Annotated in this window: 20 protein-coding genes and 1 riboswitch; of the genes, 15 read left to right on the forward strand and 5 right to left on the reverse strand. The window is 67.0% G+C overall.

The genetic code is table 11. The annotated features are described in order from the left end of the window. The first annotated feature begins 30 nt into the window (after positions 1-30). The 4 genes from ACPT9U_RS03885 to ACPT9U_RS03900 all read left to right on the forward strand — a co-directional run bounded on the left by ACPT9U_RS03885 (position 31) and on the right by ACPT9U_RS03900 (position 4,628). Entirely contained in the window at positions 31-2,442 is a 2,412-nt protein-coding gene (locus ACPT9U_RS03885; protein ID WP_435749952.1) for a 3-hydroxyacyl-CoA dehydrogenase/enoyl-CoA hydratase family protein, read from the forward strand. A 19-nt stretch (positions 2,443-2,461) separates the two neighbouring features. Beyond that, positions 2,462-3,697, forward strand: a complete 1,236-nt coding sequence (locus ACPT9U_RS03890; RefSeq protein WP_435749953.1) for an acetyl-CoA C-acyltransferase — start codon at positions 2,462-2,464, stop codon at positions 3,695-3,697. Positions 3,698-3,778: 81 nt separating this feature from the next. Then, entirely contained in the window at positions 3,779-4,270 is a 492-nt protein-coding gene (locus ACPT9U_RS03895) for a thioesterase family protein (protein ID WP_418363904.1), read from the forward strand. Between the two features lie 7 nt (positions 4,271-4,277). Then, the gene (locus tag ACPT9U_RS03900; protein ID WP_435749954.1) at positions 4,278-4,628 is read left to right on the forward strand and encodes a cupin domain-containing protein; all 351 of its coding nucleotides are present in this window, start codon (positions 4,278-4,280) and stop codon (positions 4,626-4,628) included. A gap of 144 nt (positions 4,629-4,772) precedes the next feature. Here ACPT9U_RS03900 and ACPT9U_RS03905 read toward each other — a convergent pair whose 3' ends face one another. The 3 genes from ACPT9U_RS03905 to ACPT9U_RS03915 are packed head-to-tail and all read right to left on the reverse strand — an operon-like array spanning position 4,773 to position 7,196. Continuing rightward, positions 4,773-6,095, reverse strand: a complete 1,323-nt coding sequence (locus tag ACPT9U_RS03905) for an ammonium transporter (protein WP_418363902.1) — start codon at positions 6,093-6,095, stop codon at positions 4,773-4,775. A gap of 14 nt (positions 6,096-6,109) precedes the next feature. Next, positions 6,110-6,448 carry a P-II family nitrogen regulator gene (glnK, locus tag ACPT9U_RS03910; RefSeq protein WP_281050418.1) on the reverse strand — a complete coding sequence of 113 codons (339 nt, stop codon included), beginning with the start codon at positions 6,446-6,448 and terminating at the stop codon, positions 6,110-6,112. A gap of 28 nt (positions 6,449-6,476) precedes the next feature. Continuing rightward, positions 6,477-7,196, reverse strand: a complete 720-nt coding sequence (locus ACPT9U_RS03915) for a TorF family putative porin (RefSeq protein WP_435749955.1) — start codon at positions 7,194-7,196, stop codon at positions 6,477-6,479. Positions 7,197-7,457: 261 nt separating this feature from the next. Between ACPT9U_RS03915 and ACPT9U_RS03920 the strand changes: the two genes are divergently transcribed. The 3 genes from ACPT9U_RS03920 (at position 7,458) to ACPT9U_RS03930 (ending at position 10,696) form a co-directional block, all read left to right on the forward strand. Further along, positions 7,458-7,709: an accessory factor UbiK family protein gene (locus tag ACPT9U_RS03920; RefSeq protein ID WP_418363900.1), complete on the forward strand. Its 252-nt coding sequence runs from the start codon at positions 7,458-7,460 to the stop codon at positions 7,707-7,709. Between the two features lie 174 nt (positions 7,710-7,883). Next, positions 7,884-9,386 (forward strand): YifB family Mg chelatase-like AAA ATPase, encoded by a 1,503-nt coding sequence (locus tag ACPT9U_RS03925; protein ID WP_435749956.1) that lies wholly within the window; start codon positions 7,884-7,886, stop codon positions 9,384-9,386. Positions 9,387-9,499: 113 nt separating this feature from the next. Beyond that, positions 9,500-10,696, forward strand: coding sequence for a multidrug effflux MFS transporter (locus ACPT9U_RS03930; RefSeq protein WP_435749957.1), 1,197 nt, complete (start codon positions 9,500-9,502; stop codon positions 10,694-10,696). A gap of 15 nt (positions 10,697-10,711) precedes the next feature. Here the strand turns inward: ACPT9U_RS03930 and ACPT9U_RS03935 are convergent, their stop codons facing one another. Continuing rightward, the gene (locus ACPT9U_RS03935; RefSeq protein WP_435749958.1) at positions 10,712-11,104 is read right to left on the reverse strand and encodes a rhodanese-like domain-containing protein; all 393 of its coding nucleotides are present in this window, start codon (positions 11,102-11,104) and stop codon (positions 10,712-10,714) included. A 235-nt stretch (positions 11,105-11,339) separates the two neighbouring features. Here ACPT9U_RS03935 and ACPT9U_RS03940 point away from each other — a divergent pair, with 235 nt between their 5' ends. The 7 genes from ACPT9U_RS03940 (at position 11,340) to ACPT9U_RS03970 (ending at position 17,401) form a co-directional block, all read left to right on the forward strand. After that, the gene (locus ACPT9U_RS03940; RefSeq protein ID WP_435749959.1) at positions 11,340-12,179 is read left to right on the forward strand and encodes an ABC transporter ATP-binding protein; all 840 of its coding nucleotides are present in this window, start codon (positions 11,340-11,342) and stop codon (positions 12,177-12,179) included. Then, positions 12,179-12,883, forward strand: coding sequence for an ABC transporter ATP-binding protein (locus ACPT9U_RS03945; RefSeq protein WP_418363895.1), 705 nt, complete (start codon positions 12,179-12,181; stop codon positions 12,881-12,883). The genes ACPT9U_RS03940 and ACPT9U_RS03945 overlap by 1 nt, the downstream gene beginning before the upstream one ends. Positions 12,884-12,898: 15 nt before the next feature. Continuing rightward, positions 12,899-13,768 (forward strand): branched-chain amino acid ABC transporter permease, encoded by an 870-nt coding sequence (locus tag ACPT9U_RS03950; protein ID WP_418363894.1) that lies wholly within the window; start codon positions 12,899-12,901, stop codon positions 13,766-13,768. Further along, the gene (locus ACPT9U_RS03955; protein ID WP_435749960.1) at positions 13,768-14,712 is read left to right on the forward strand and encodes a branched-chain amino acid ABC transporter permease; all 945 of its coding nucleotides are present in this window, start codon (positions 13,768-13,770) and stop codon (positions 14,710-14,712) included. Before ACPT9U_RS03950 ends, ACPT9U_RS03955 begins: the two co-directional genes overlap by 1 nt. 92 nt (positions 14,713-14,804) lie before the next feature. Then, on the forward strand, positions 14,805-16,010 hold the full coding sequence (locus tag ACPT9U_RS03960) for an ABC transporter substrate-binding protein (protein WP_435749961.1): 1,206 nt from the start codon (positions 14,805-14,807) through the stop codon (positions 16,008-16,010). Between the two features lie 268 nt (positions 16,011-16,278). After that, on the forward strand, positions 16,279-16,773 hold the full coding sequence (bamE, locus tag ACPT9U_RS03965; RefSeq protein WP_418363891.1) for an outer membrane protein assembly factor BamE domain-containing protein: 495 nt from the start codon (positions 16,279-16,281) through the stop codon (positions 16,771-16,773). Positions 16,774-16,786: 13 nt separating this feature from the next. Continuing rightward, positions 16,787-17,401, forward strand: coding sequence for a hypothetical protein (locus ACPT9U_RS03970; RefSeq protein ID WP_435749962.1), 615 nt, complete (start codon positions 16,787-16,789; stop codon positions 17,399-17,401). A gap of 69 nt (positions 17,402-17,470) precedes the next feature. Here ACPT9U_RS03970 and ACPT9U_RS03975 read toward each other — a convergent pair whose 3' ends face one another. Further along, a complete protein-coding gene (locus tag ACPT9U_RS03975; protein WP_435749963.1) occupies positions 17,471-20,083 on the reverse strand; it encodes a bifunctional diguanylate cyclase/phosphodiesterase in 2,613 nt (870 codons plus the stop codon). A 234-nt stretch (positions 20,084-20,317) separates the two neighbouring features. Beyond that, positions 20,318-20,392: riboswitch (S-adenosyl-L-homocysteine riboswitch) on the forward strand. 76 nt (positions 20,393-20,468) lie between these two features. Between ACPT9U_RS03975 and metH the strand changes: the two genes are divergently transcribed. Next, positions 20,469-24,230, forward strand: a complete 3,762-nt coding sequence (gene metH / locus ACPT9U_RS03980; RefSeq protein WP_435749964.1) for a methionine synthase — start codon at positions 20,469-20,471, stop codon at positions 24,228-24,230. Positions 24,231-24,241 lie beyond the last annotated feature (11 nt).

Genomic DNA, 24,241 nt, shown 5'->3' on the forward strand with positions numbered 1-24,241 from the left:
GCGCCCCGCTCCCATCGCAAGGATTCACCTATGTCCCGATTCATCATCAAGCGCGTGGCCGTGCTCGGCGCCGGCGTCATGGGGGCGCAGATCGCCGCCCACCTGGTCAACGTCAAGGTGCCGGTCATCCTGTTCGACCTCGCCAAGGACGGCGCGGACAAGAGCGCCATCGCGCGCCAGGCCATCGCCGGCCTCAAGAAGCTCAAACCCAGCCCGCTCGGCGTAGCCGAGGATGCCGAACTGATCCGCCCGGCCAACTACGACGAGCACCTCGAGCTGCTGCAGGGCTGCGACCTCGTCATCGAGGCGATCGCCGAGCGCATGGACTGGAAGCATGCGCTCTACGCCCGCATCGCACCGCACCTCGCCGAAGGCGCGATCCTCGCCAGCAATACCTCGGGTCTGGCCATCGGCCAGCTCGCCGAGCCGCTGCCGGTGGAACTGCGCCCCCGTTTCTGCGGCATCCACTTCTTCAACCCGCCGCGCTACATGCCGCTGGTGGAACTCATCGCCACTGCCGGCACCGCGGCGCAGGTGCTCGACAGCCTGGAAGCTTTCGTTACCTCCACGCTCGGCAAGAACGTGGTGCGCGCCAAGGACACACCCAACTTCGTCGCCAACCGCATCGGCGTCGCCGGCATGCTGTCCACCATGGCTGAGGCCGAGCGCTTCGGGCTCAGCGCCGATGTGGTCGATGACCTCACCGGCAAGCGCCTCGGTCGCGCAGCCAGCGGCACCTTCCGTACCGCCGACGTGGTCGGTCTGGATACGCTGGCGCATGTGATCCGCACCATGCAGACCCAGCTCCCGGCTGCAAGCGACCCCTTCCAGTCCAGCTTTGCCACCCCCGTGGTGCTGCAGGCCCTGCTCGAAAAAGGGCATCTGGGCCAGAAGACCCAGGCCGGCTTTTACCGCAAGCAGGGGCGCGAAGTGCTGCGCTTCGACCTGGCGCGCGACGACTACGTGCCCGCCGGGCAGAAGGCCGATGCGGTCTATGGCCGCATGCTCAAGCGTCCGGCCGGCGAGCGCCTGCGCCTGCTGCGCGAAGCCGAAGGGCCGCAGGGCCGCTTTCTGTGGGCGATCCTGCGCAACGGCTTCCACTACGCTGCGCTGCACCTGCAAACCATCGCCGACACCGCGCGCGACGTGGATCAGGCGATGCGCTGGGGTTTCGGCATGCAGCAGGGGCCCTTCGAGCTGTGGCAGGAAGCGGGCTGGCTGGAGGTCGCCCGCATGGTGCAGGCGGACATCGACGCCGGTGTCGCACTGTGCGCCGCGCCGCTGCCCGCCTGGGTGTTCGAGGGGCCGGTCGCCGAGCGCGGCGGTGTGCATCAGCCCGAAGGCTCGTGGAACCCGACCAGGGCGCGTTTCGAGCCGGCGCGTGCGCTACCTGTGCATGCGCGCCAGCTCTTCCGCGAGCGCGTGTTCGGAGAGGGGGGTGAAGACTGGCGCAATGCCGGTGCCACGGTATTCGAGGACGAGGCGATCCGGCTGTGGACGCTGGGTCGCAGCGGCCTCGATGATGTGCTGATCGCCAGCATCAAGACCAAGATGCACGCCATCAGCCCGGCGGTGATTGCGGGCCTGTCGCGTGCGGTGGACGAGGCCGAGGCGCGCTTCGCGGGCCTGGTGGTGTGGTCGGGCGACGAGCCCTTCTCGGTCGGTGCCGATCTGCAGGCGACGCTGCCCGCCTTCGCCACCGCGGGCGTACAAGCGATCGAAGCCGCTGAGGCCGAGATGCAGCGCGTCTTCCTCAAGCTGCGCTATGCCCAGGTGCCCACCATCGCCGCGGTGCGCGGCATGGCACTCGGCGGCGGCTGCGAGCTGCTGGTGCATTGCGCGCGCCGCGTCGCCCACATGGAGAGCTACATCGGCCTGGTCGAGGTCGGCGTCGGCCTCGTCCCGGGCGCGGGTGGCCTCACCTACATCGCGCGCCGCGCCGCCGAGAACGCACGTACCAGCACCGGGACGGACCTGCTGCCCTTCCTGTCCGAAGGCTTCAAGGCCGCGGCCATGGCCACGGTCGGCACCAGTGCCCTGGAGAGCCGCAAGCTCGGCTATCTGCTCGACAGCGATCTCGTCGTCGCCCACCGCGACGAACTGCTCTTCGTCGCCATCGGCGAGGCGCAGGCGATGGCGCGCGCCGGTTACCGTCCGCCGCTCGCGCGCTTGTTCCCGGTCGCCGGGCGCTCGGCCAGGGCCACCATCCTCGGCCAGCTGGTCAACATGCGCGACGGCGGCTTCATCACCGCGCACGACTTCCACATCGCCAGCCGCATCGCGCATGTGCTTGCCGGCGGCGAGGTCGAGGCCGGCACCTTGGTCGACGAGGCCTATCTGATGAAGCTCGAGCGCGAGGCCTTCTGCGGCCTCATCGTCCATCCCAAGACGCAGGCCCGCATCCTGGCCCTGCTCGACAGCGGCAAGCCGCTGCGCAACTGATTCCGCGGAGATCCACGACATGAAACAGCTTCAGGACGCCTACGTCGTCGCGGCCACGCGCAGCCCGATCGGCAAGTCGCACAAGGGCTTCTTCCGCAACACTCGCCCGGACGACCTGCTCGCGCAGGTGCTGCGCGCGGCGCTGGCGCAGGTGCCGGGCCTGGACCCGGCTGCTATCGAGGACGTGATCTGCGGCTGCGCCATCCCCGAGGCGCAGCAGGGTCTCAACGTGGCGCGCGTCGGCGCGGTGCTTGCCGGCCTGCCCAAGAGCGTGGGCGGCATCACGGTCAACCGCTTTTGCGCCTCGGGGTTGTCCGCCGTGCAGATGGCAGCCGACCGCATCCGCGTCGGTGAATCGGAGGTGATGATCGCCGCCGGCGTGGAGAGCATGAGTATGGTGCCGATGATGGGCAACACGCCCAGCCTGTCGCCGAGCATCTTCGCCAACACCGAGGACATCGACGACTACGGTATCGCCTACGGCATGGGCCTCACCGCCGAGAAGGTGGCGCAACAGTGGAAGGTGTCGCGTGCGGCGCAGGACGCGTTTGCGGTGGAGTCCCACCGCCGTGCGCTCGCTGCCCAGGCTGCGGGCCTGTTCGCGGACGAGATCACCCCGATCGGGGTGACGGAGCACCGGCTGGATCTGGCCAGCGGCCAGGTGAACACAGCCACCCGCACCGTGAATCTGGACGAAGGCCCGCGCACCGACACCTCGCTGGAAGGCCTCGCGAAGCTGCGTCCGGTGTTCGCCACCCCGCGCCGCGCCGACCTCAGCCCCACCGGGCTGGGCACGGTCACCGCCGGCAACAGTTCGCAGACCTCGGACGGCGCCGGCGCGCTGATCCTGGCGAGCGAGGCGGCGGTCAGGCGCTTCGGGCTCACGCCGCTGGCGCGCTTCGCCGGCCATGCCGCGCGCGGTGTGCCGCCGCAGATCATGGGCATCGGCCCGATCGAGGCGATTCCTGCGGCGCTGCGGGCCGCGGGGCTGAAGCAGGACGATCTCGACTGGATCGAGCTCAACGAGGCCTTCGCCGCGCAGTCCCTGGCGGTGATCAACAGCCTGGGGCTGGATCCGGCGAAGGTGAACCCGATGGGCGGCGCGATCGCGCTCGGCCACCCGCTCGGCGCCACGGGCGCCATCCGTGCAGCCACCGTCGTTCATGCACTGCGCCGCAACAGCCTGCGCTACGGCATGGTGACCATGTGTGTCGGCATGGGTCAGGGGGCGGCGGGCATCTTCGAGCGCGTCTGAGCCTGTAAGATTGCGCACTGAGCCCCGGGGCGTGCCCGCCGCGTCCCGGGGCTCGATTTTTTTGCAAAGGAGAGGACAAGCATGCCGAAACACGCCATGGCGCCAGAGGGGCCGGTGCAGTTCGAACCGGAGTTCATCGCCGGAGTACGCGAGATCTTCGAGCACAAGATCGCCTTCAATGCGCTGATGGGGTTGCAGATCGAGGAGGTCGACGGTGTGCGCGCCACCGGGCGGATCGAAATGCGCCCCGAACTGGTAGGTCATTATCTGCACAACCGTATTCACGGCGGCGTGATCTCCGCGTGCCTGGATGCCATGGGCGGGTTGGCGGTGATGACGGCGATCGGCGCGCGCCACCTCGATGAGCCGCCCCTCCAGCGTCTGCATCGCTTCTCCAAGCTCGGTACCATCGACCTGCGCATCGACTATCTGCGTCCCGGGATCGGTGACGCGTTCCGCATGGAGGCTGAGGTGCTGCGCCTGGGCTCGCGCGTCGCCTCGACGCGGATGAGCTTCCTCGGCGCGGACGGGAAGCTGCTGGCCACCGGCTCGGCGGCGTACATCGTTTCGTGAGCTGGGGATGAACGACGCAGCGTCCACCGCCGGGCGTGGCAATCTCTTCTCCGGGCTGCCGTCGCCGACCGGCAGCGAGATCTTCCAGACCCTGTTCGCATCCGCCGCCTGCCGCATTGAGCGTATCGTCTCGCAGGGCCATGCGAGTGCGCCGGGAGACTGGTACGACCAGGACGAGGAGGAGTGGGTGGCGTTGCTCAGTGGCACAGCCGTACTGATGTTTGAAGGGGGGGAGCCCGTGACGCTGAAGGCGGGCGACTGGCTCGTTATCTCCGCACATCGCCGGCACCGGGTCGCATCCACATCCGCGGATGCGGTATGGCTTGCAGTGCATGCCGCCGCGCAGGCCGATTCATGAGGCACTGAATTCATCTCCTGCGGGGTGGCCCCGCATGGAGGTGCTTCCGTGTGCGCTGTCCCGTGCGGCAGGTAGACGAAAAAACGGCGCCCCGAAGGGCGCCGCGCGAACCGGAACCAGAGGAGTATGGCTCCGGGCGGATGCTCAGTAGCGGTAGGCAGTTTCGCCGTGCGCCGTGATGTCGAGACCCTGGCGTTCCTCTTCTTCCGGCACGCGCAGGCCGACGAGCAGATCTGCGACCTTGTAGGCGACGAAGGCGACCACTGCCGACCACACGATGGTCACGATCACGCTCCAGGTCTGGATCCACACCTGCGAGGCGATGGAGAAGTCCTCGCCGCCGGTGCCGCCCAGGCCGGGTGCTGCGAACACGCCGGTCAGAATCGCGCCGACGATGCCGCCCACGCCATGTACGCCGAACACATCGAGCGCGTCGTCCGCACCCAGCATGTGCTTGAGGCCGTTTACCCCCCAGATGCAGATGAAGCCTGAGAGCGTGCCGATCACGATCGCGCCCATCGGGCCCACCGAGCCGCAGGCCGGGGTGATCGCCACCAGGCCGGCGACCGCGCCCGAGGCCGCACCGAGCATCGAGGGCTTGCCCTTGAGCAGCGCCTCACCCAGCGACCAGGCCAGCACTGCAGCAGCCGTCGCGAGCAGGGTGTTGATGAAGGCGAGTGCGGCGCCCGCGGTGGCCTCGAGGTTGGAGCCGGCGTTGAAGCCGAACCAGCCCACCCACAGCAGCGAGGCACCGACCATGGTCAGGGTCAGGCTGTGCGGCGCGAGTGCCTCACGACCGTAGCCGATGCGCTTGCCCACCATGTAGGCACCCACCAGGCCGGCGATACCCGCGTTGATGTGCACCACCGTGCCGCCGGCGAAGTCGAGCGCGCCATCCTCCAGCAGGTAGCCGCCCGGGCCCCACACCATATGGCAGATCGGCAGGTAGCACAGCGTGAACCAGATCACCGAGAAGATCAGCACCGCGGAAAACTTCATGCGTTCAGCGAAGGCACCCACGATCAGCGCACCGGTGATGCCGGCGAAGGTGGCCTGGAAGGCGATGAAGGCGAACTCCGGCAGCTTCGCGGTCTCGGTGAAGGTATCCGCCAGTGAGTCGATCGTCACCCCGGACAGGAAGACCTTGTCGAGCGAGCCGATGAAGGGGCTCGCCTCGGTAAAGGCCAGGCTGTAGCCGTAGATCGCGAACAGCAGCGCATTGAGCGAGAACACGGTCATCACCTGCATCAGCACCGAGAGCATGTTCTTGGCGCGCACCAGGCCGCCGTAGAACAGCGCCAGGCCGGGCAGTGCCATCATCAGCACCAGCAGGGTGGCGGTCATGATCCACGCCACGTCGCCCTTGTTGACCTCGACCGCGGCGGCAGCGGCCTCCTGGGCGAACGCGCCGCCGGATAGGCCGGCGAGCAGGGTCGCGGCCGGTAGGTAGGTGAGGAGCTTGGTCATTTTGCGGGTCTCCCTTACAGCGCGTCCGTGCCGGTCTCGCCGGTGCGGATGCGGATGGCCTGTTCGAGTTCGAACACGAAGATCTTCCCGTCACCGATCTTGCCGGTGGCGGCGGATTTCTCGATGGCTTCGATCGCCTGGTCGAGGATGTCGTCGGGGATGGCGGCTTCGACCTTCACCTTGGGCAGGAAATCGACGACGTATTCGGCGCCCCGGTAGAGCTCGGTGTGCCCCTTCTGGCGGCCAAAGCCCTTGACCTCGGTGACGGTGATGCCCTGCACGCCGATCGCGGAAAGCGCCTCGCGCACTTCGTCGAGCTTGAAGGGCTTGATGATGGCTGCGATGAATTTCATGGATGTCTCCGGTTCCGGATGGAAGGGCTCAGAAGCTCTTGCTGATCGACAGGATCACGCGCTCGTCGGCGAGATCCGTGTTCTTCACGTCGGTATCCACGTAATGCAGGCCGAACTCGAAGCCACCGTATTCCTTGCTGAGGCCGAGCTTCCAGTCGGTGTAGTTGTCCTGGCCGCGAATGTCGCTGTAGCCGACATGTGCGCCGAGGGTGACGCCATAGCCGATGTCGAACGACGCGCCGAGATCGAAGTACTGGCTGCCGTCGGAATCGGAATAGCCGAACAGGTCGCTGAACGCATACGAGTACTTGAAGGAGAGGGACTCCCACGACAGTCCGACGTAGCCTTCGAGCGTATGCGGCTTCTCGCTGCTGGCGCGATAGGCTGCGCCGTAGCTGCCCGGGTAGTAGTACTGCAGCAGGCCCACGTCGTAGCCGATCGGGCCGGCTTCGCCCGCGTACCCGGCGTACAGGTTGGTCTCGAGGCTGTTGCTGACATCGGTGGACGCATCGGACAGCCAGGAGACATTCGACGCCCAGAACCCGGCATAGAAGCCGCTCGCGTGTGCATAGTCGAACCCTCCCTGCAGTGCCGGGCGCTCGTCGGTCTGGCTGAAACCGCGAAAGGCGTAATCGGACACCAGGCTGAGGTTGGCGCTGAACGGGCTCTCCTCGGCCTGGGCGCTACCCGCGAACGGGAGGGCAGCGAGGAGGGTGGCAAGCGTTGCAACGGCACGGGTCTTTTTCATGATCTGCTCCTTGGGAGAGGTGTCGGAAGGTCTGACGAGCCATCCTAAGCAGACAGCGTGCCAGGTCTCTCAAAGCCCTATAGATAAAGGGGTTCAGAGATCCTGCAGGGGTGTGATGCTGCGGTGCGCCATGAATTCGGGCACAGAATCGGCGCGTGATGCACCGTTGCGGTGCATCACGCGCTCGCCTGGGGCGATTCCGGTGCGAGCGCGTGCGCATGCTAGACTTCCGGCCGTTTTCCAACCTCTCTGCAGGCGATCATGAGCACTCCCCGCTTCCTCGACGAAATCGGCGCAAAGCTTTCGGAAATCGCGGCGAACAGCCCGGTGCGCGACATCGAAAAAAATGCCAAGGCCATGCTCGGAAGCGCCTTCGGCAAGCTCGACCTCGTCACCCGCGAGGAATTCGAGGTGCAGCGCGAAGTGCTCGCGCATGCACGGCAGAAGCTTGCCGAGCTCGAGGCGCGTGTCGTGGAACTCGAGGCCCGGCTTGGCCAAGGTGGCAAGTCCTGAAGCCTGCGCAGCCCTGGCGCGGGTGGCGCGCCGCGAAGAGCCGCTCAACCCCGTGGCCCTGAATGCCCCGGTCGCAGTGCATTCAGGCAGCAGCATTCATTTGTCCTGAATATTCTCTTTTGTCATGCGTGGTATCTCCGCTAGACTGGCGCCCCACCCGGTCTGGAGATATCCATGTCGCTCGCGCTCGTGCGCACCCGCGCGCTGGAAGGGCTTGCCGCGCCCGAGGTCACGGTCGAGGTCCACCTCGCCAACGGCCTGCCGGCATTCAGTCTCGTGGGCTTGCCGGACACCGAGGTCCGTGAGGCTCGCGATCGCGTTCGGGCGGCGATCCAGTCCTCCCACTTCGAGTTTCCCCAGCGAAGGATCACGGTCAACCTCGCGCCTGCAGACCTGCCCAAGGAAGGGGGGCGCTTCGACCTCGCGATCGCGGTCGGCATCCTTGTGGCCTCGGGCCAGGTTGCCGCGGGCCGGATCGAAGCATTCGAGTTCTGCGGCGAGTTGTCCCTGACCGGCGAGCTGCGGCCGGTGCGTGGCGTGTTGGCCGCGGCACTGGCTGCGGCCCGCGCCGGGCGCGGTCTGCTGCTGCACGCGGCCAATGCGCCCGAGGCCGTGCTGGCACGGGGGCTGGAGGTGCTGCCCGCAGCGGACCTGCTTGCGGTGTGTGCGCACCTGAACGGACACGCTGCGCTGCAGCCTTGGCAGGCGGACGTTCTGCCCGAACGCGTGGACGACGGCGCCCCGGATCTGGCCGAGGTCCGCGGCCAGTTGCAGGCTCGCCGCGCGCTCGAGGTGGCGGCGGCGGGCGGGCATTCGCTGCTGTTGTTCGGGCCACCGGGCACCGGGAAGTCCATGCTCGCGCAACGCCTTCCCGGCGTCCTTCCCCCCATGAGCGAGGAGGAGGCGATGGAGGCGGCGGCAGTCGCCTCGATCGAGGGTGAGTTCGATGTCCGTCGTTGGGGGCAGCGCCCCTTCCGTGCGCCGCATCACTCGAGCTCGGCGGCGGCCCTGGTCGGTGGCGGTGCGGTGCCACGACCGGGCGAGATCTCGCTGGCGCACAGGGGCGTGTTGTTCCTCGACGAACTCCCGGAGTTCGACCGGCGCGTACTCGAATCCTTGCGTGAGCCGCTGGAGACGGGCTCGATCACGGTGTCCCGGGCGCGCAGGCGGGCTGAATTTCCGGCGCGCTTCCAGCTCGTCGCGGCGATGAACCCGTGCCCCTGCGGTCACCATGGCGACCCGCTGCACGCCTGCCGATGCTCGCCCGAGCAGATCGCCCGCTATCGCGCGCGGCTCTCCGGCCCGCTGCTCGACCGCATCGATCTGATCGTCGAGGTGCCGGCGGTCGAGCCCGAGGTGCTCGTGCGCAGCCCGCAGGGCGAGCGCTCCAGCGTGGTTCGCGAACGGGTACACGCGGCGCGCGCAGCGCAACTCGCACGCCAGGGGAGCGCGAACGCCCTGCTCCGTGCGGGCGAGGTGGTGGAGCACTGCCAGCCCGATGCAGACGGCGAGCGCCTGCTCTGCCAGGCCATGCAGCGCCTGAAACTGTCGGCGAGAGCGTATCATCGCGTGCTTCGCGTGGCGCGCACGCTGGCCGACCTGGCCGGCGCCGAGCGTCCAGGCACCACGCAGATCGCCGAGGCGATCCAGTATCGGCGCAGCCTAGAGAGTCGTTGAGGCGCGTGCTGAACCGGCTGCCGGGCCGGAACACCGCGCTTTGCAACGGTGTCCGGTCATGCGCCGGTGCGCTTGCCCTTCCTGGGCGCGTGGCGACCGCCCACAAGGCAGAGATGAAACAGAATCCGTCCCTCGATCGCCTCGCGTTCATGCTGGCGATGCTATCCGCCATCGGTCCGTTTGCGATCGACGCCTACCTGCCCGCATTCCCGCAGATTGCTGCAGGGTTGGGGGCGACCCAGCTCGAGGTGCAGCAGACGCTCACCGTGTATATGGCTGCGCTGGCCCTGATGGTGCTCTGGCACGGTGCGCTTGCGGACCGCTTCGGCCGGCGCACCGTGCTGCTGGTCCTGACCCTGGTGTTCTCCGCGGCTTCACTGATCTGTGCGCTGGCGCCGAGCATCGAATGGCTGTGGCTGGGCCGGGCGCTGCAGGGCGTCAGCGGTGGCGCAGGCGTGGTCGTGGGCCGGGCCGTGGTGCGCGACCTGCACGAGGGGCCGCAGGCGCAGCGCCTGATGTCGCGGGTGATGCTCATCTTTGCGCTGGCGCCTGCGCTGGCGCCGATGGTGGGTGCCGGTCTGCTCGCGCTCGCGGGGTGGCGCTCGATCTTCGTGTTCCTGGCGGTCCTGGGTGCCCTGCTGAGCTGGATGGTGTGGCGCTTCCTGCCTGAGACACTGGATGCCGGGGCGCGTCAGCCCCTGCATCCCATGCACCTGCTGCGAGGTTATGCCGCGATCTTCGCGCATCCTGCCTTCATGTTGCTGGCGGCGGGGATTGCGCTGAACTTCAACGGTTTCTTCGTGTATGTGCTGTCCGCGCCGGTGTTCATCATCGAGCATCTCGGGCTCGGTAGCGGCGGCTTCATCTGGCTGTTCGGCCCTGCGGTGGCCGGGATGATGATCGGCTCGCTGCTCTCCGAGCGTGTCGCAGGCCGGTGGTCACAGGTCCGGACCGTGGCGACCGGCTTCGGGCTGATGTTCGTCGCGGTTGCGCTCAACCTGGCAGTTTCCGCGATGCTGCCCGCGGGCGTGCCGCAATCGGTGCTGCCGATCGGCCTGTTCGCTTGCGGCATGTCGATCGCCATGCCGGCGATGAGTCTCCTGGCCCTGGAACTGTTCCCGGCGCGCCGTGGCATGGCTTCGAGTTGCCAGAGTTTCATGCAGATCGGCCTGAACGCAGTGACGGCGGGGATGACCGCGCCCTTGCTATGGTCGAGCACGCTGAGTCTTGCCGGCGGCATGGCCGTGTTCGCCGCCTGCGGAATGCTCACCTGGGTCGCCTGGAAGCGCCTGCCGGCGGCCCTGCGCTGATCGTGGCGGGCCTGCTCAGCACTGCTCCCAGGGCAGGCCGTCGTGGCGCCAGCCATTGACCGAGTTGCGATGGTGCTGGGTGTCGAGCTCGCCCTCGAAGCCATACAGGACGTTGTAAACGGTGGAGAAGCCGGACTCGAGCAGCGCCTTGCCAGCGACCTCCGAGCGGTTTCCGGAACGGCAGATCAGCACCAGCGGCCGGTGTCCGCCGTTGCCCGCGAGCTTCTTCACTTCGCCGATGAAGTTCGGGTTCACCTCCCAGTCCGGGCCATCGTTCCACGATACGTGGATGGCACCGACCGGATGGCCCACGAACAGGTATTCGATCTCGCTACGGACATCGATCAGCAGGGCGTCGGGATTCGACTGGAGCAGTTCGAACGCCTCGGTCGGGGTGATGTGCTTCATGCGCGGTCTCCTTCTTGTTTGGCGCGGAATTATATTCGGATTAGCCGATGCCTTCCGCTCCCTGTCCTTGCCGCCGTGTAGTGGTTGGCCCTGATGTCTGTGCGCCAGCGATTCGACTAACCTTGCGCGACATTTTCCAATCAACATCCCGCTGTCCAGTTCGCCGCCGGGGCCGGACGGTGCGATGCGGCGCCGGCGCATGCCGGCCATGTCCGGTGCAAGGAAACCCGACGCTATGCTTGAAGTGGATGGGCTGGTCAAAGCCTTCGGCGGCTTTCGTGCGGTCGACGGCTGTTCCCTGAGGGTCAGGAAAGGCGAGATTCTCGGCCTGATCGGCCCGAATGGTGCTGGCAAGACGACGCTGTTCAACCTGGTCGCCGGCGCCTTGCAGCCGAGCGGCGGCGCGATCCGCTTCCTCGGTGAGGACATCACCGCCTTGTCGACCGATGCGCGCTTTCACAAGGGGCTGGTGCGCACCTTTCAGATCCCGCACGAATTTCACAACCTCACCGCGCGGGAGAACCTCATGATGGTGCCGCCGCAGCAGCCAGGCGAGAACCTGTTCGCGAACTGGTTTGCGGCCGGCAAGGTGCGTGCGGCGGAAGAGGCGGTGCGCAAAAAGGCTGACGAGACCCTCGCCTTTCTGGAACTGGAGCACGTCGCCGACGAGCGTGCCGGCAATCTTTCGGGGGGGCAGAAGAAGCTGCTCGAGCTTGGTCGAACCATGATGACCGATGCGAAGCTGGTGTTGCTCGACGAGCCCGCAGCCGGCGTCAACCGTACGCTGCTGCGCAAGCTCGAGGAAAAGATCCTCATCCTCAACCGCGAGCGCGGCTATACCTTCATCCTGATCGAGCACGACATGGAGATGATCGAGAAGCTGTGCCATCCGGTGGTGTGCATGGCCGAGGGCAAGGTGCTGATCGAGGGCGACTTCCTGCGTGTGCGCTCGGACGCCCGGGTGCTCGAGGCCTACCTTGGCGAAACGCCGACCGCGATCGAGCGCGAGGCCGCCGAGCACGATCCCCAGGTCGAGGCGCTGCGTGAGCAGGAACTGCACCGGGAGGATCTGTGATGGCGCTGCTCGACATGAAGGAAGTGCGTGGCGGCTACGGCGACGCCGACATCCTGCACGGGGTGTCGATGACAGTGGGCGCGCGTGAGATCGTGGTGATCGTCGGCCCCAACGGCGCGGGAAAATCCACTGCGATGAAGTCCGTGTTCGGCCTGCTCGCCATCCGTGGCGGCAGCATCGTGTTCGACGGCGAGGACATCACCGGCTGGGCGCCCGACCGCATCGTGCAGCGCGGCATCTGCTACGTGCCGCAGGTGGACAACGTGTTCCGCGAGATGACGGTGCACGAGAACTTCGAGATGGGCGCCTTCCTGCGCCGTGGCGATCTCTCCGCGGCCTACGACCGCGTGTATGGGCTTTTCCCCGACCTGAAGGCCAAGCGACGCAATCTCGCCGGCGATCTCTCCGGAGGCCAGCGCCAGATGGTGGCGATGGGCCGCGCGCTGATGCTCGATCCCAAACTCCTCCTCCTCGACGAGCCGACCGCAGGCCTGTCGCCCAAATACATGGAACAGATCTTCCAGATCACCCGCGACGTGCGCGACGCCGGTGTCTCCATCCTGCTCGTCGAGCAGCACGCCAAGCAGGCGCTCGCCTTCTGCGACCGCGGCTATGTGCTCGCCACTGGCGCCAATCGCCACGAGGGCACGGGCCAGGCCCTGCTCGCCGATCGCGAGGTAGCCGAAATGTTCCTCGGCGGCTAAGGGAGCCCGGCACACATGAGTTTCATGGATTTCCTCAACTTCCATCTCGTGCCCGGTGTCGTGCTCGGCTCGATCTACGCGGTGGGTGCGATCGGCATAACGCTGGTGTTCGGCATCCTGCGCTTCGCCCACTTCGCCCATGGCGACATGGCCACGCTCGGTGCCTTCGTTGCGCTTGCGCTCGTCACCGCCGGGATGACGCCGTGGTCCGCGCTGCCGATCGCGATGGCGGTCGTCGCGGTGGTCGCGATCGTGATCGACAAGCTGTTCTACGACTACCTCAAGGCGCGGCCCAAGATCATGACCGTGATGGCCTCGCTCGGTGTCGCGCTGATGCTGCGCGCGGTGGTACAGGTCGTCTTCGGCGTCGATCCGCGCACCTACGCCAGCGGCATCGTTCGTCCGGATGACTACTTCGGCATCCTGTTGCGCGACCGCGAGCTGTACACGCTCGCCGCGGTGGTGCTGATCGTCGTGGGGCTCACGCTGTTCCTGCGTCATTCGCGCTGGGGCAAGGCGATGCGCGCGATGTCGGACAACCCCGATCTGGCAAGGCTTTCGGGCGTCGATAACCGCAAGGTCACGATGCTGACCTGGGCGATCGTCGGCGCCTTGTGTGCGGCCTCGGGCTTCATGCTGGGGATCAACAACGAACTGCAGTCGATGATGGGCTGGCAGGTGCTGCTGCCGATGTTTGCTGCCGCCATCCTCGGAGGGGTCGGACGGGTCGAGGGTGCGGTGCTCGGCGGCCTGATCGTGGGCGTCGCCGAGGAGATGTCGATCTTCATTCTGCCGGCGCAGTACAAGGCGGCCACCGCCTTTGCCCTGCTGCTGCTGATCCTGCTCGTCCGCCCGCGTGGCCTGCTCAACGGGAAGGTGCTCTGATGGATCTGCTCGGACTCGCCAACTACGCGGTCTTCATGGCCATCCTGATCGGCATCTATGCGCTGCTCGCGCTCGGGCTGAACATCCAGTGGGGCTTCACCGGCCTTTTCAACGCCGGCATCGCAGGCTTCTTCGCGATCGGTGCCTACACCTCGGCCATCCTCACCAGCTTGCCTGCGAGCGGACGACTGGGCGGCTACGAGCTGCCGCTGCTGGTCGGCTGGGCGGCGTCCATGGCGGCCGCGGCAGCGATCGCGTGGCCGATCGGCAAGATCTGCCTGCGCTTCCGCTCCGACTACCTCGCCATCGCCACCATCGGCATCGCGGAGATCATCCGCCTGGTGATCCGCACCGAAGGCTGGCTCACCGGCGGCGTGCGGGGCGTGACCGGCATCCCGCGCCCCTTCGGCGACCTCGACTACATGCCGTCGCAGATCGCCTACCTCGCGATCGTGGCCACCCTGGTGCTGATCGCCTACCTGCTCGTGGAGCGTCAGGTGAAGGCGCCGTGGGGGCGCATGATGCGTGCGATCCGCGACAACGAGCTCGCCGCCGCGGCGATGGGCAAGCAGGTCGAGGCGCGCCGGCTGCAGGCCTTCGTATTCGGCTCCGCGCTGATGGGGTTGGCGGGTGCGTTGTTCGTGCACTTCAACCGCTCGGTCACGCCCGAGGCGATCGATCCGATGATTGCGACCTTCCTGATCTGGATCATGCTGATCCTCGGTGGCTCGGGCAACAACCGCGGCGCGATTCTCGGCGCAGCGGTGATCTGGATCATCTGGTCGGTGTCCGAGCTGCTCACCGATCGTCTGCCCACCGAGATCGCGGTGCAGGCCAAGTACGCGCGCGTGTTCATCATCGGCCTTACGCTGCAGCTGGTGCTGCGCTTCCGCCCGGAGGGCATCCTGCCCGAGCGCCGGGTGGGTTCGCCGCCGTATCGCTGAGGGCTCGGAGCGCGGACACGGGAGAATCCGGCAAGGGCCCGCAGGGCCCGACTCAACCATCAGGTGCTTCGGCACATTCAGGAGGTGACAAGGTGAAGAAGAAGACAATCGCAGGTGTGGTGGGTGCGGTGCTGGGCGCCGCGGTCGTTGCGGCTCCGGCCCATGCGCAGGACGTCAAGATCGGCCTGATGGCGGCGATCTCCGGCCCGATCGCGGCGCTTGCGCCGCCGATGGCGGCCGCTTCGAAGCTGGCGGTGGCGCATGTCAACGAACAGGGCGGCATCCTCAAGGGCGGCAAGCTCGAAGCCGTGCTCGGCGACAGTGCCTGCAACCCGCAGAACGCGACCGATGCAGCCACCAAGGCGGTCAACATCGACCGTGTGGTCGCCATCGTCGGCCCGGCCTGCTCCGGCGCGGTGCTCGCTACGGCCAACTCGGTCGCCATCCCGGCCGGCGTGCTGATGATCACGCCCTCGGGGACCTCTCCCGAGATCACCAAGCTCAATGACAAGGACCTCGTGTTCCGAACCCTGCCGTCCGACGACTACCAGGGCCGGGCGCTGGCGCGTACGCTCAAGGCGCGCGGCATCGACAAGGTCGCGGTGGCCTATCTGAACAACGACTACGGCAAGGGCCTGGCCGAGTCCTTCAAGGCGGAGTACGAAGCCAATGGCGGCACCATCGCCGGCTACTCGGGGCATGAGGAGGGTAAGGCCTCGTACCGTTCCGAGCTGGCCGCGCTCTCCCGCGGCGGCGCCGATACGCTGATCATCTTCGACTACGGTGACGGCACCGGCCTGACGATCCTGCGCCAGGCGCTGGAGAACAACTTCTTCAAGACCTTCGTCGGCGCCGACGGCATGAAGTCCGAAGGCCTGGTGAAGGCGATCGGTGCGCAGAACCTCGAGGGTTACTTCGTCTCCGCCCCGGTGGGTGAGGCCTCGGCATCGCTGGACAATTTCAATGCCGCGTTCAAGGCGGCTGGCGAGAACACCGATGCGGTGTTCGCCACCACCTCATACGACGCAGCCTTCCTTGTCGCACTGGCGATCGAGAAGGCGGGCGGGGACAAGGCGAAGCTGTCGGAGTCGCTGCGCGCAGTGGCGAGTGCGCCGGGTGAGCCGATCATGGCGGGGGAGTGGGCCAAGGCCAAGCAGTTGATCGCTGAAGGCAAGGACATCGACTACAAGGGTGCCGGGGGCGACCACGAGTTCGATGCAGCCGGTGACGTGCCGGGCAGCTATGCCTTCTTCAAGGTCAGCGGCAGCGGCTACGAGGCGATCGGCGACATGCAGTGATGGAGAGTGTGCGTGGCCGGCCGCGTGCCGGCCTGCCGCTGTAACTCGAAGGGCCGGACAGGACGCTTCCTGTCCGGCCCTTCTTGCTTTGATGATGCGCCGCCGCCGCGTGCCTCGGCGCATTGCAAACGCTCACGCTTCGGGCATTGCAAATCCGGCGGCCATGGCGGATCCTCGGGGCATGCCGCGCGCGCCGCGGATCGGCCCTGTCGCCGCAGTCCGGTGGTTGTATTGCGCGCTCATGGTGCGGTGCTCGGGAGGGACGGACATGAAACGCTTCATTGCCTGGCTTTGTGGCCTGCTGTCGGCGATCGGCATCACCGCCTGCGACTACATCAACATGCGCGAACTGCAGCCCGGGGTGTCGACCGCTGCCGAGGTGCGCGAACGCTTTGGTCCGCCGCACATGGAGTGGCGCAACGAGGATGGATCCCTGACCTGGGAGTTCAGCCGTCAGCCCGAGGGGATCGAATGCTTCATGATCACCATCGGCTCGGACCAGATCCTGCGCAGCATCGACCAGGTACTGAACGAGCAGACCTTTGCCAGGGTCGAAAAGGGCATGGATCCCGATCAGGTCCGGCGACTGCTCGGCAAACCTGCGTCCAGCCAGTTCTTCGCCGTCAAGCAGGAAACCGTTTGGGACTGGAAGTACTCGCACGGATTCGCCGGCACCAACGAGCCTGAATATTTCACCGTGTCGTTTAACGTCGATGGCCGCGTGACGGGGACCGGGCGATACACCCTTCACCGCGGCCGTTGATACGGAGGCGGTCATGACGTATCCGATTTCGCATCGCTGGCGGCTTATGGCGGCTGCGCTACTGGTGCTCGCAGCCTTGCAGCTTCAGGGTTGTGCCAGCTTCGAGCCGCCGCGGCCCTTCGCCACCGAAGCCGAGGCCCTGGCTGCGCGGGGGGAGCCGACCCGGCGCTGGAGCAACGATGACGGCACCACGACGCTGGAGTATTCCACCCAGCCGAATGGCCGCAGTTGCCTGATGGTACACGTCGATCAGGGCGGCATCGTATTGCGCCAGTGGGATGCGCTGGCGCCGGATAACCTGGCGCGTGTGGAGCGTGGAATGGACAAGGAGCAAGTCTCCCGCCTGCTCGGCGCCCACCGTTCGGAGCAGCGCTTCAGAAACTCGGGCGAAGAGGTCTGGGACTGGAATGTGCGCAATGACGGCCCGGGCATCGCAACCTTGTTCAACGTTCACTTCATCGATGACAAGGTGGTCCGTACCAGCCAGACCTACGTCTATCCGCGCGAGGGCCCGGGATGGGGCGCTTGGGGAGCCTATCCTCCCTACCCCTGGGGCTGGGGGCCGGGTTTCTGGGGCTATCCGCGCCCCTTCTATCCGCACCCCTTCGCGCACCCCTGGTTCTGGTAGGGCCACCCCGCTTTCCCCGTGTCCGGATTGCGTTCGGTGCGGAGGCGGCAGCGTGGGGACTGCGGCGCGTCAGCCCGGTGCGTCCAGCAGCCGTTGCTGGAAAGCCTCGGCAGGCTCCGGGCGGCCGAAGAAGTAGCCCTGGAATCGGTCGCACCCGGCGTCGGCAAGGAACGCGAACTGCGCGGGCTGCTCGACGCCTTCGGCGATCACGATCAGATCCAGGGTCCGGCCGAGCGCGATGACGGTACGTGCGATCGCCGCATCGTTGGGGTCCGTCATGACGTCGCGCACGAAGGACTGATCGATCTTCAGATTCGTCAGCGGCAGGCGTTTGAGGTAGGTCAGGGAAGAATAGCCCGTTCCAAAGTCGTCGAGCGCGAAGCCGACCCCGAGCGCCTTCAGCGCCTCCATGCGCGTGATCGCCGATTCCACGTCTTCGAGCAGCAGGCTCTCGGTCAGCTCGAGCTTGAGGCGTCCGCGCGGGATGTTCGCGTAGCGTACGACGCTGGACACCATGTCGGCGAAGCCCTCGTGGCGGAACTGGCGGGCGCTGACGTTGACCGCGATCTCGATCGGCGGCAGACGTGGATCGCTCGCCCATGCGGCCAGTTGCGCGCATGCGGTTTCCAGCACCCAGGCGCCGAGCGCGATGATGAGGCCGCTTTCTTCCGCGATGGGGATGAACTCTGCGGGTGAGATGGGGCCGCGCTGGGGGTGCGTCCAGCGTAACAGCGCTTCGGCGCCGACGATCCGGCCGGAAGCGTCGACCTGGGGCTGGTAGTGCAGCGCGAGACTCCCGCCCGGCAGTGCTGCCCGTAGCTCGGTTTCGAGCTGGGTACGTTCGGAGAGCGCCTGTTCCATCTCGGGGCCGAAGAAGTGCATGCAATTCCGGCCAGTCGCCTTGCTCCGATACATGGCCATGTCGGCATGCTTGAGCAGTGCATCGGCGCTGTCGGGGGCGCTACCGAACAGGGTTACGCCGATGCTGGCGGAGATCCGCGTCTCGAAATGGCCCGAGCGGTACGCGTGCTCCACGGCGAGCAGGATCTTGTGGCCGATGGCCTCGGCTTGCGCCCGTGCTTCCTCGGGGTCCGTGCCCAGGTCCTCGAGCACCACGACGAACTCATCCCCGCCCAGACGTGCCACGGTGTCGCACTTGCGCGTGCTGCGGGCGAGGCGCTCCGCGATCTCGCGCAGCAGTTCGTCGCCGTGGTCGTGGCCCAGGGTGTCGTTCAGGGTCTTGAAGTTGTCGAGGTCGAGCAGCAATAGCGCGCAGTGCGTGCCCCGACGCTGGCTGCTCGAGATGGCGTGATTCACCCGGTCCATCATCAGGCGCCGGTTGGGCAGATGGGTCAGCGGGTCGTAGTAGGCGAGCGCGTGGATGCGCTGCTCCGCTGTGCGCAGCTCCTCAACCTGGGCTTGCAGACGGATCGACTGCTGGTCGAGTGAAGCCTGGTTGTTGGCGAGCCGGGCACGCATGTCGCCAAGGACGCGATCGAGTTGTGCGATCTCTTCGATGTGCGTGGATAGCGGGGGTGTCGGCGAAAAGTCCAGTTTGCCGATACGCTTGCCGGTGGCGGCGAGTGCTTCGAGCGGTGCGGCGATGCGGCGCGAAACGCGCTGCGCCACGGCCGCAGCAAGGATCATCAGCACGGTAAGGGCGAGTGCCGTGCCGAGCAGCACGCGTGACCAGGGCGCAGCGAACTCGGCGGCGGGCGCCAGGGTGAGCACCCACAGGCGCTGTTCTCCAAGACGATGCTCGTGCATGGCGGCGAGCCATGACTCGCCGCCACTGTCAATGCGCCGCTCCGAGTACGCGGTGCGTCCGGCTTGCCGCCACGCGACCAGCGCCTTGTTCACGCTGTCTAGACCGAGTGCACTCGCCGGCAGGAGCAGGCTGCCGAGCCATTCGTCCGAGGAAACGCCCTCGGGGCGCCGGGGCAGGCCGAGCACCCGCTCGTCGCTGGTGAGGATCAGGGCCAGCCCGCTCTGTCCGACGCGCGCCTGCTGCGTGGAGATCGACAGGTCGCGCAGCATGATGTCCAGGCCGAGGATCGCCTGCGTCCCGTCGCCAAGCTGGAAGCGCCGCGAGGTGGTCACCCCCGGGTCTCCCGTGGTGAAGAAAGTGTAGGGGGTTGTCCAGTGCGCCGCGCCGTCCGCGTTCGATTTCGCGCCGATGTACCAGGGACGGGTGCGGGCATCGTAGTCGAAGCGCTCCAGCGCCTCGCTGCGCTCGCCTTCCGGCGTCTCTTCGATGATCAGGTGCATGTCGCCCCAGTTCGCCCGATTCGTGACCCGGCTGCGCCAGCTGCCATCCGGCAGGCGGATCAGGACCCAGCCCCTGCCGTCTTCGGTGCCGAGCACGACCGAGCTGAGGTTCGGAACATGGGTCAGCAACGCCTTGAAGCGACGCTCGATCTTGAGCGGGTCGTCGAGTTCGGGCGGCAGATCCGCGATCCAGCTCGTCGACGGTGCGAGCAGGGCGGCAGGGAGCGAAACCGTCTGCTGCAGGGCATTGCGCACGCCATCGGCCACCCGGGTGAATTCCTTGGAGGCGAGGGTGTCGTGCAGGGGCTGCAGGCCGAAGATCGCGAACCCGAGCGCAAGCGCTACCACCGCGCTGCCGACGAGCATCATCAGGCGGGTGAAGAGGACGCTGCGAAGTGTGGTGCGTTGCTGCATCTCGAGGGTGGGTGTTCCGGGTGCGGTCGTGGCGCTCTATGCTGCCAGTTGAGCGTCGCGTGGTGTGTGACATTCGTCATTGCGGACGGCAGAACGAACAGTGCGGATCCGCGCTGACAGCGTGCCCGTGCGGTGATGACGCTCGTCCGGACGAGGCCTGGGGCGTCTCCGTGTGGCGAGATTTCCTCGCCATTCTGCCTTGGCAGCGTTTTGCGCAGGGACTAGAATCCAGGGCTTGCCGAGGAGCGCTGCGACCCACCGAACCTGTGCGGGCCAGGCTCGGCAACCGATCAACGGCGCTCACAAACCTTCAGCCGGTTTGTGGCGCCGTTCGCTTTTGTGCGTGGCGTTGCCCGGCGACCGTCGAACGACCGAGGACCCAGCCATGCAATCCGATCGCAGTACCGAACTTCGCCAGCTTCTCGCCGACCGCATCCTGATCCTCGACGGCGCGATGGGCACCATGATCCAGCAGGAGAAGCTGGGCGAGGCGGACTACCGCGGCGATCGCTTCCTCGACCATCCGAAGGATCTCAAGGGCAACAACGACCTGCTGGTGCTCACGCGCCCGGACGTGATCGTCGGCATCCACCGCGCCTATCTCGAGGCCGGCGCGGACATCATCGAGACCAACACCTTCAACGCCACCCGCGTGTCGCAGGCGGAGTACGGGCTTGAGGCGCTGGCCTACGAACTCAACGTCGAGGGCGCGCGCCTGGTGCGCGAGCTGTGCGACGAGTACACCGCGAAGAACCCCGCCAAGCCGCGCTACTGCGCCGGCGTGCTCGGACCGACCTCGCGCACGCTGTCGATCTCGCCGGACGTGAACGACCCTGGCTTCCGCAACATCAGCTTCGATGCGCTCGCCGACGACTACTACGACTCGGCCAAGGCCCTGCTCGAAGGCGGCGCCGACATCCTGCTGATCGAGACCGTGTTCGACACGCTCAACGCCAAGGCCGCGGTGTTCGCGATCGAGAAGCTGTTCGACGAGATTGAGAAAAGCGGCGGCCAGCGCGTGCCGGTGATGATCTCTGGCACCATCACCGATGCCTCCGGCCGAACGCTGTCGGGCCAGACCGCGGAGGCGTTCTGGAATTCACTCAGCCACGCGCAGCCGATCAGCTTCGGCCTCAACTGCGCGCTCGGCGCCGACCAGCTGCGCCAGTACGTCGAGGAACTGTCCAACGCCTGCGACACCCACGTGTCCGCCCACCCCAACGCTGGCCTACCCAACCCGCTGTCGCCCACCGGCTACGACGAAACGCCCGAGCACCTCGCCAGCCAGATTCGCGAGTGGGCGCAGAGTGGCCTGGTGAACATCGTCGGCGGCTGCTGCGGCACCACGCCCGCGCACATCGCGGCGATCGCCGAAGCCGTTGCGGGCCTCGCGCCGCGCGTCGTGCCCACCATCGAGAAGAAGCTGCGCCTGTCGGGCCTCGAGCCCTTCAACGTCGGCGGCGACGCGCTGTTCGTCAATGTGGGCGAGCGCACCAACGTCACTGGTTCCAAGGCCTTCGCGCGCATGATCCTCGAGGGCCGCTTCGACGACGCGCTCGCGGTGGCGCGCCAGCAGGTCGAGAACGGCGCCCAGGTCATCGACATCAACATGGACGAGGCGATGCTCGATTCGGTCGCCGCCATGGAGCGGTTCTGCAAGCTCATCGCTACCGAGCCCGACATCTCGCGCGTGCCGATCATGCTCGACTCGTCGAAGTGGTCGGTTATCGAGACCGGCCTCAAGTGCATCCAGGGCAAGGGCGTGGTCAACTCGATCTCGATGAAGGAGGGCGAAACCGAGTTCCTGCGCCAGGCCCGCCTTGCGCGCCGCTATGGCGCGGCGGTGATCGTGATGGCCTTCGACGAGCAGGGCCAGGCCGATACCTTCCGCCGCAAGACCGAGATCTGCGAGCGCGCCTACAAGCTGCTCACCAAGCCGGTGGCCGAAGGCGGCGCCGGCTTCCCGGCCGAAGACATCATCTTCGACCCCAACATCTTCGCCATCGCCACCGGCATCGAGGAGCACGACAACTACGCGGTCGATTTCATCAACGCCGTGGCTTGGATCAAGGAGAACCTGCCTTACGCCAAGACCTCGGGCGGGGTGTCGAACGTGTCATTCAGCTTCCGCGGCAACGACCCGGTGCGCGAGGCGATCCACACCGTGTTCCTGTATCACGCGATCAAGGCCGGCCTGTCGATGGGCATCGTCAACGCCGGCCAGCTCGGCGTGTATGACGAGCTCGCGCCCGAGCTGCGCGACAAGGTCGAGGACGTGGTGATGAACCGCCGTCCGGGCGCGGGCGAGGCGCTGGTCGAGTTCGCGCAGACGGTGAAGGGACAGGCCAAGGAGTCCGCGCAGGACCTCGCCTGGCGGGAATGGCCGGTGGAGGAGCGTTTGAGCCACGCGCTGGTCAAGGGCATCACCGAGTTCGTTGTTGCCGACACCGAGGAGGTGCGCGCCAGGCTCGAGGCCGAGGGCAAGCCGCCGCTGGCGGTCATCGAAGGCCCGCTGATGGCGGGCATGAGCGTGGTCGGTGACCTCTTCGGCGCGGGCAAGATGTTCCTGCCGCAGGTGGTGAAGTCGGCGCGCGTGATGAAGCAGGCCGTCGCCCACCTCATCCCCTACATCGAGGCCGAGAAGCTGCGCACCGGCGCCACCAGCAAGGGCCGCATCATCATGGCCACGGTCAAGGGCGACGTGCACGACATCGGCAAGAACATCGTCGGCGTGGTGCTGGGCTGCAACGGCTACGAGGTGATCGACCTCGGCGTGATGGTGCCGGCGGCGAAGATCCTCGAGGCGGCCAAGGAACATGGCGCGCAGGCCATCGGCCTGTCAGGCCTCATCACCCCCTCGCTGGAGGAGATGGCCCACGTTGCCGCCGAGATGAAGCGCCAGGGCTTCGAGGTGCCGCTGCTGATCGGCGGTGCCACCACCAGCCGCAACCACACCGCGATCAAGATCGCGCCGCACTACGACCAGCCTGTCGTGTACGTGCCCGACGCCTCGCGCGCGGTCGGCGTGGTCACCGCGCTGCTGTCGGAGGGGCAGAGCGAAGCCTTCAAGGCCGAGGTCGCCGCCGACTACGAGAAGATCCGTGCCCTGCATGCCGGCAAGAAGGGCATGCAGCTGGTGAGTGTCGAGGCGGCGCGCGCCAACGCCTTCCGTACCGATTGGACGGCCGAGCGCGTGGCCGCGTGCAGCACTGCCCACCAGGCCGGATTCACGCCCTACCAGCCCCCGCGACCCAACATGCTCGGCGTGCAGGCGATCGATGTCGAGCTGGGCGAGCTGGTGAGCTACATCGATTGGGGCCCCTTCTTCCAGACCTGGGACCTCGCCGGCCGCTTCCCCGCCATCCTCGACGACGCAGTGGTGGGCGAGACGGCGCGCAACGTGTTCGCGGACGGCAAGGCCATGCTGGACAAGATCGTCGCCGAGAACTGGCTGCAGGCCAAGGCGGTGTTCGGTCTGTTCCCGGCCAACGCGGTCGGCGACGACATCGAGATCTACACCGGCGAGGACCGCAAGCACCTTGCCATGGTGTGGCACGGCCTGCGTCAGCAGCACGAACGCCCGGCGGGCAAACCGCACTGGTGCCTGACGGACTTCGTCGCACCCAAGGAGTCGGGCGTGCCGGACTGGATCGGCGCCTTCGCGGTGACTGCTGGCCTGGGCATCGAAGCCAGGGTCGCCGAGTTCGAGGCCGCGCACGACGACTACCACGCGATCATGCTCAAGAGCCTGGCCGACCGCCTCGCCGAGGCCTGCGCCGAATGGCTGCATGAGCGCGTGCGCCGCGAGTGCTGGGGCTACGCCGCCGACGAGGCGCTCGACAACGAGGCGCTGATCGCCGAGCGCTACCGCGGCATCCGCCCGGCGCCGGGCTACCCGGCCTGCCCGGATCACACGGTCAAGGGGGCGTTGTTCGAGCTCCTCGATGCGCGGCACAATGCGGGCATGGATCTAACCGAGAGCTATGCGATGACGCCGGCTGCGGCGGTGAGCGGTTTCTACTTCGCCCACCCCGAAAGCCAGTACTTCGCCATCCCGAAGATCGGCCGCGACCAGCTCGAGGACTGGGCCCGTCGCACCGGCATGGAGGTGGATGAAGCGGCGCGCTGGCTCGCTCCGCTGCTGTGACCGGGGCGACC

This window comes from Thauera sp. AutoDN2, assembly GCF_051280715.1.
Lineage (GTDB): Bacteria > Pseudomonadota > Gammaproteobacteria > Burkholderiales > Rhodocyclaceae > Thauera.

Coding starts and splice junctions, on each gene's coding strand:
- ACPT9U_RS03885 (WP_435749952.1), top strand. CDS start 31: ATGTCCCGATTCATCATCAAGCGCGTGGCCGTGCTCGGCGCCGGCGTC.
- ACPT9U_RS03890 (WP_435749953.1), top strand. CDS start 2,462: ATGAAACAGCTTCAGGACGCCTACGTCGTCGCGGCCACGCGCAGCCCG.
- ACPT9U_RS03895 (WP_418363904.1), top strand. CDS start 3,779: ATGCCGAAACACGCCATGGCGCCAGAGGGGCCGGTGCAGTTCGAACCG.
- ACPT9U_RS03900 (WP_435749954.1), top strand. CDS start 4,278: ATGAACGACGCAGCGTCCACCGCCGGGCGTGGCAATCTCTTCTCCGGG.
- ACPT9U_RS03905 (WP_418363902.1), bottom strand. CDS start 6,095: ATGACCAAGCTCCTCACCTACCTACCGGCCGCGACCCTGCTCGCCGGC.
- glnK (WP_281050418.1), bottom strand. CDS start 6,448: ATGAAATTCATCGCAGCCATCATCAAGCCCTTCAAGCTCGACGAAGTG.
- ACPT9U_RS03915 (WP_435749955.1), bottom strand. CDS start 7,196: ATGAAAAAGACCCGTGCCGTTGCAACGCTTGCCACCCTCCTCGCTGCC.
- ACPT9U_RS03920 (WP_418363900.1), top strand. CDS start 7,458: ATGAGCACTCCCCGCTTCCTCGACGAAATCGGCGCAAAGCTTTCGGAA.
- ACPT9U_RS03925 (WP_435749956.1), top strand. CDS start 7,884: ATGTCGCTCGCGCTCGTGCGCACCCGCGCGCTGGAAGGGCTTGCCGCG.
- ACPT9U_RS03930 (WP_435749957.1), top strand. CDS start 9,500: ATGAAACAGAATCCGTCCCTCGATCGCCTCGCGTTCATGCTGGCGATG.
- ACPT9U_RS03935 (WP_435749958.1), bottom strand. CDS start 11,104: ATGAAGCACATCACCCCGACCGAGGCGTTCGAACTGCTCCAGTCGAAT.
- ACPT9U_RS03940 (WP_435749959.1), top strand. CDS start 11,340: ATGCTTGAAGTGGATGGGCTGGTCAAAGCCTTCGGCGGCTTTCGTGCG.
- ACPT9U_RS03945 (WP_418363895.1), top strand. CDS start 12,179: ATGGCGCTGCTCGACATGAAGGAAGTGCGTGGCGGCTACGGCGACGCC.
- ACPT9U_RS03950 (WP_418363894.1), top strand. CDS start 12,899: ATGAGTTTCATGGATTTCCTCAACTTCCATCTCGTGCCCGGTGTCGTG.
- ACPT9U_RS03955 (WP_435749960.1), top strand. CDS start 13,768: ATGGATCTGCTCGGACTCGCCAACTACGCGGTCTTCATGGCCATCCTG.
- bamE (WP_418363891.1), top strand. CDS start 16,279: ATGAAACGCTTCATTGCCTGGCTTTGTGGCCTGCTGTCGGCGATCGGC.
- ACPT9U_RS03970 (WP_435749962.1), top strand. CDS start 16,787: ATGACGTATCCGATTTCGCATCGCTGGCGGCTTATGGCGGCTGCGCTA.
- ACPT9U_RS03975 (WP_435749963.1), bottom strand. CDS start 20,083: ATGCAGCAACGCACCACACTTCGCAGCGTCCTCTTCACCCGCCTGATG.
- metH (WP_435749964.1), top strand. CDS start 20,469: ATGCAATCCGATCGCAGTACCGAACTTCGCCAGCTTCTCGCCGACCGC.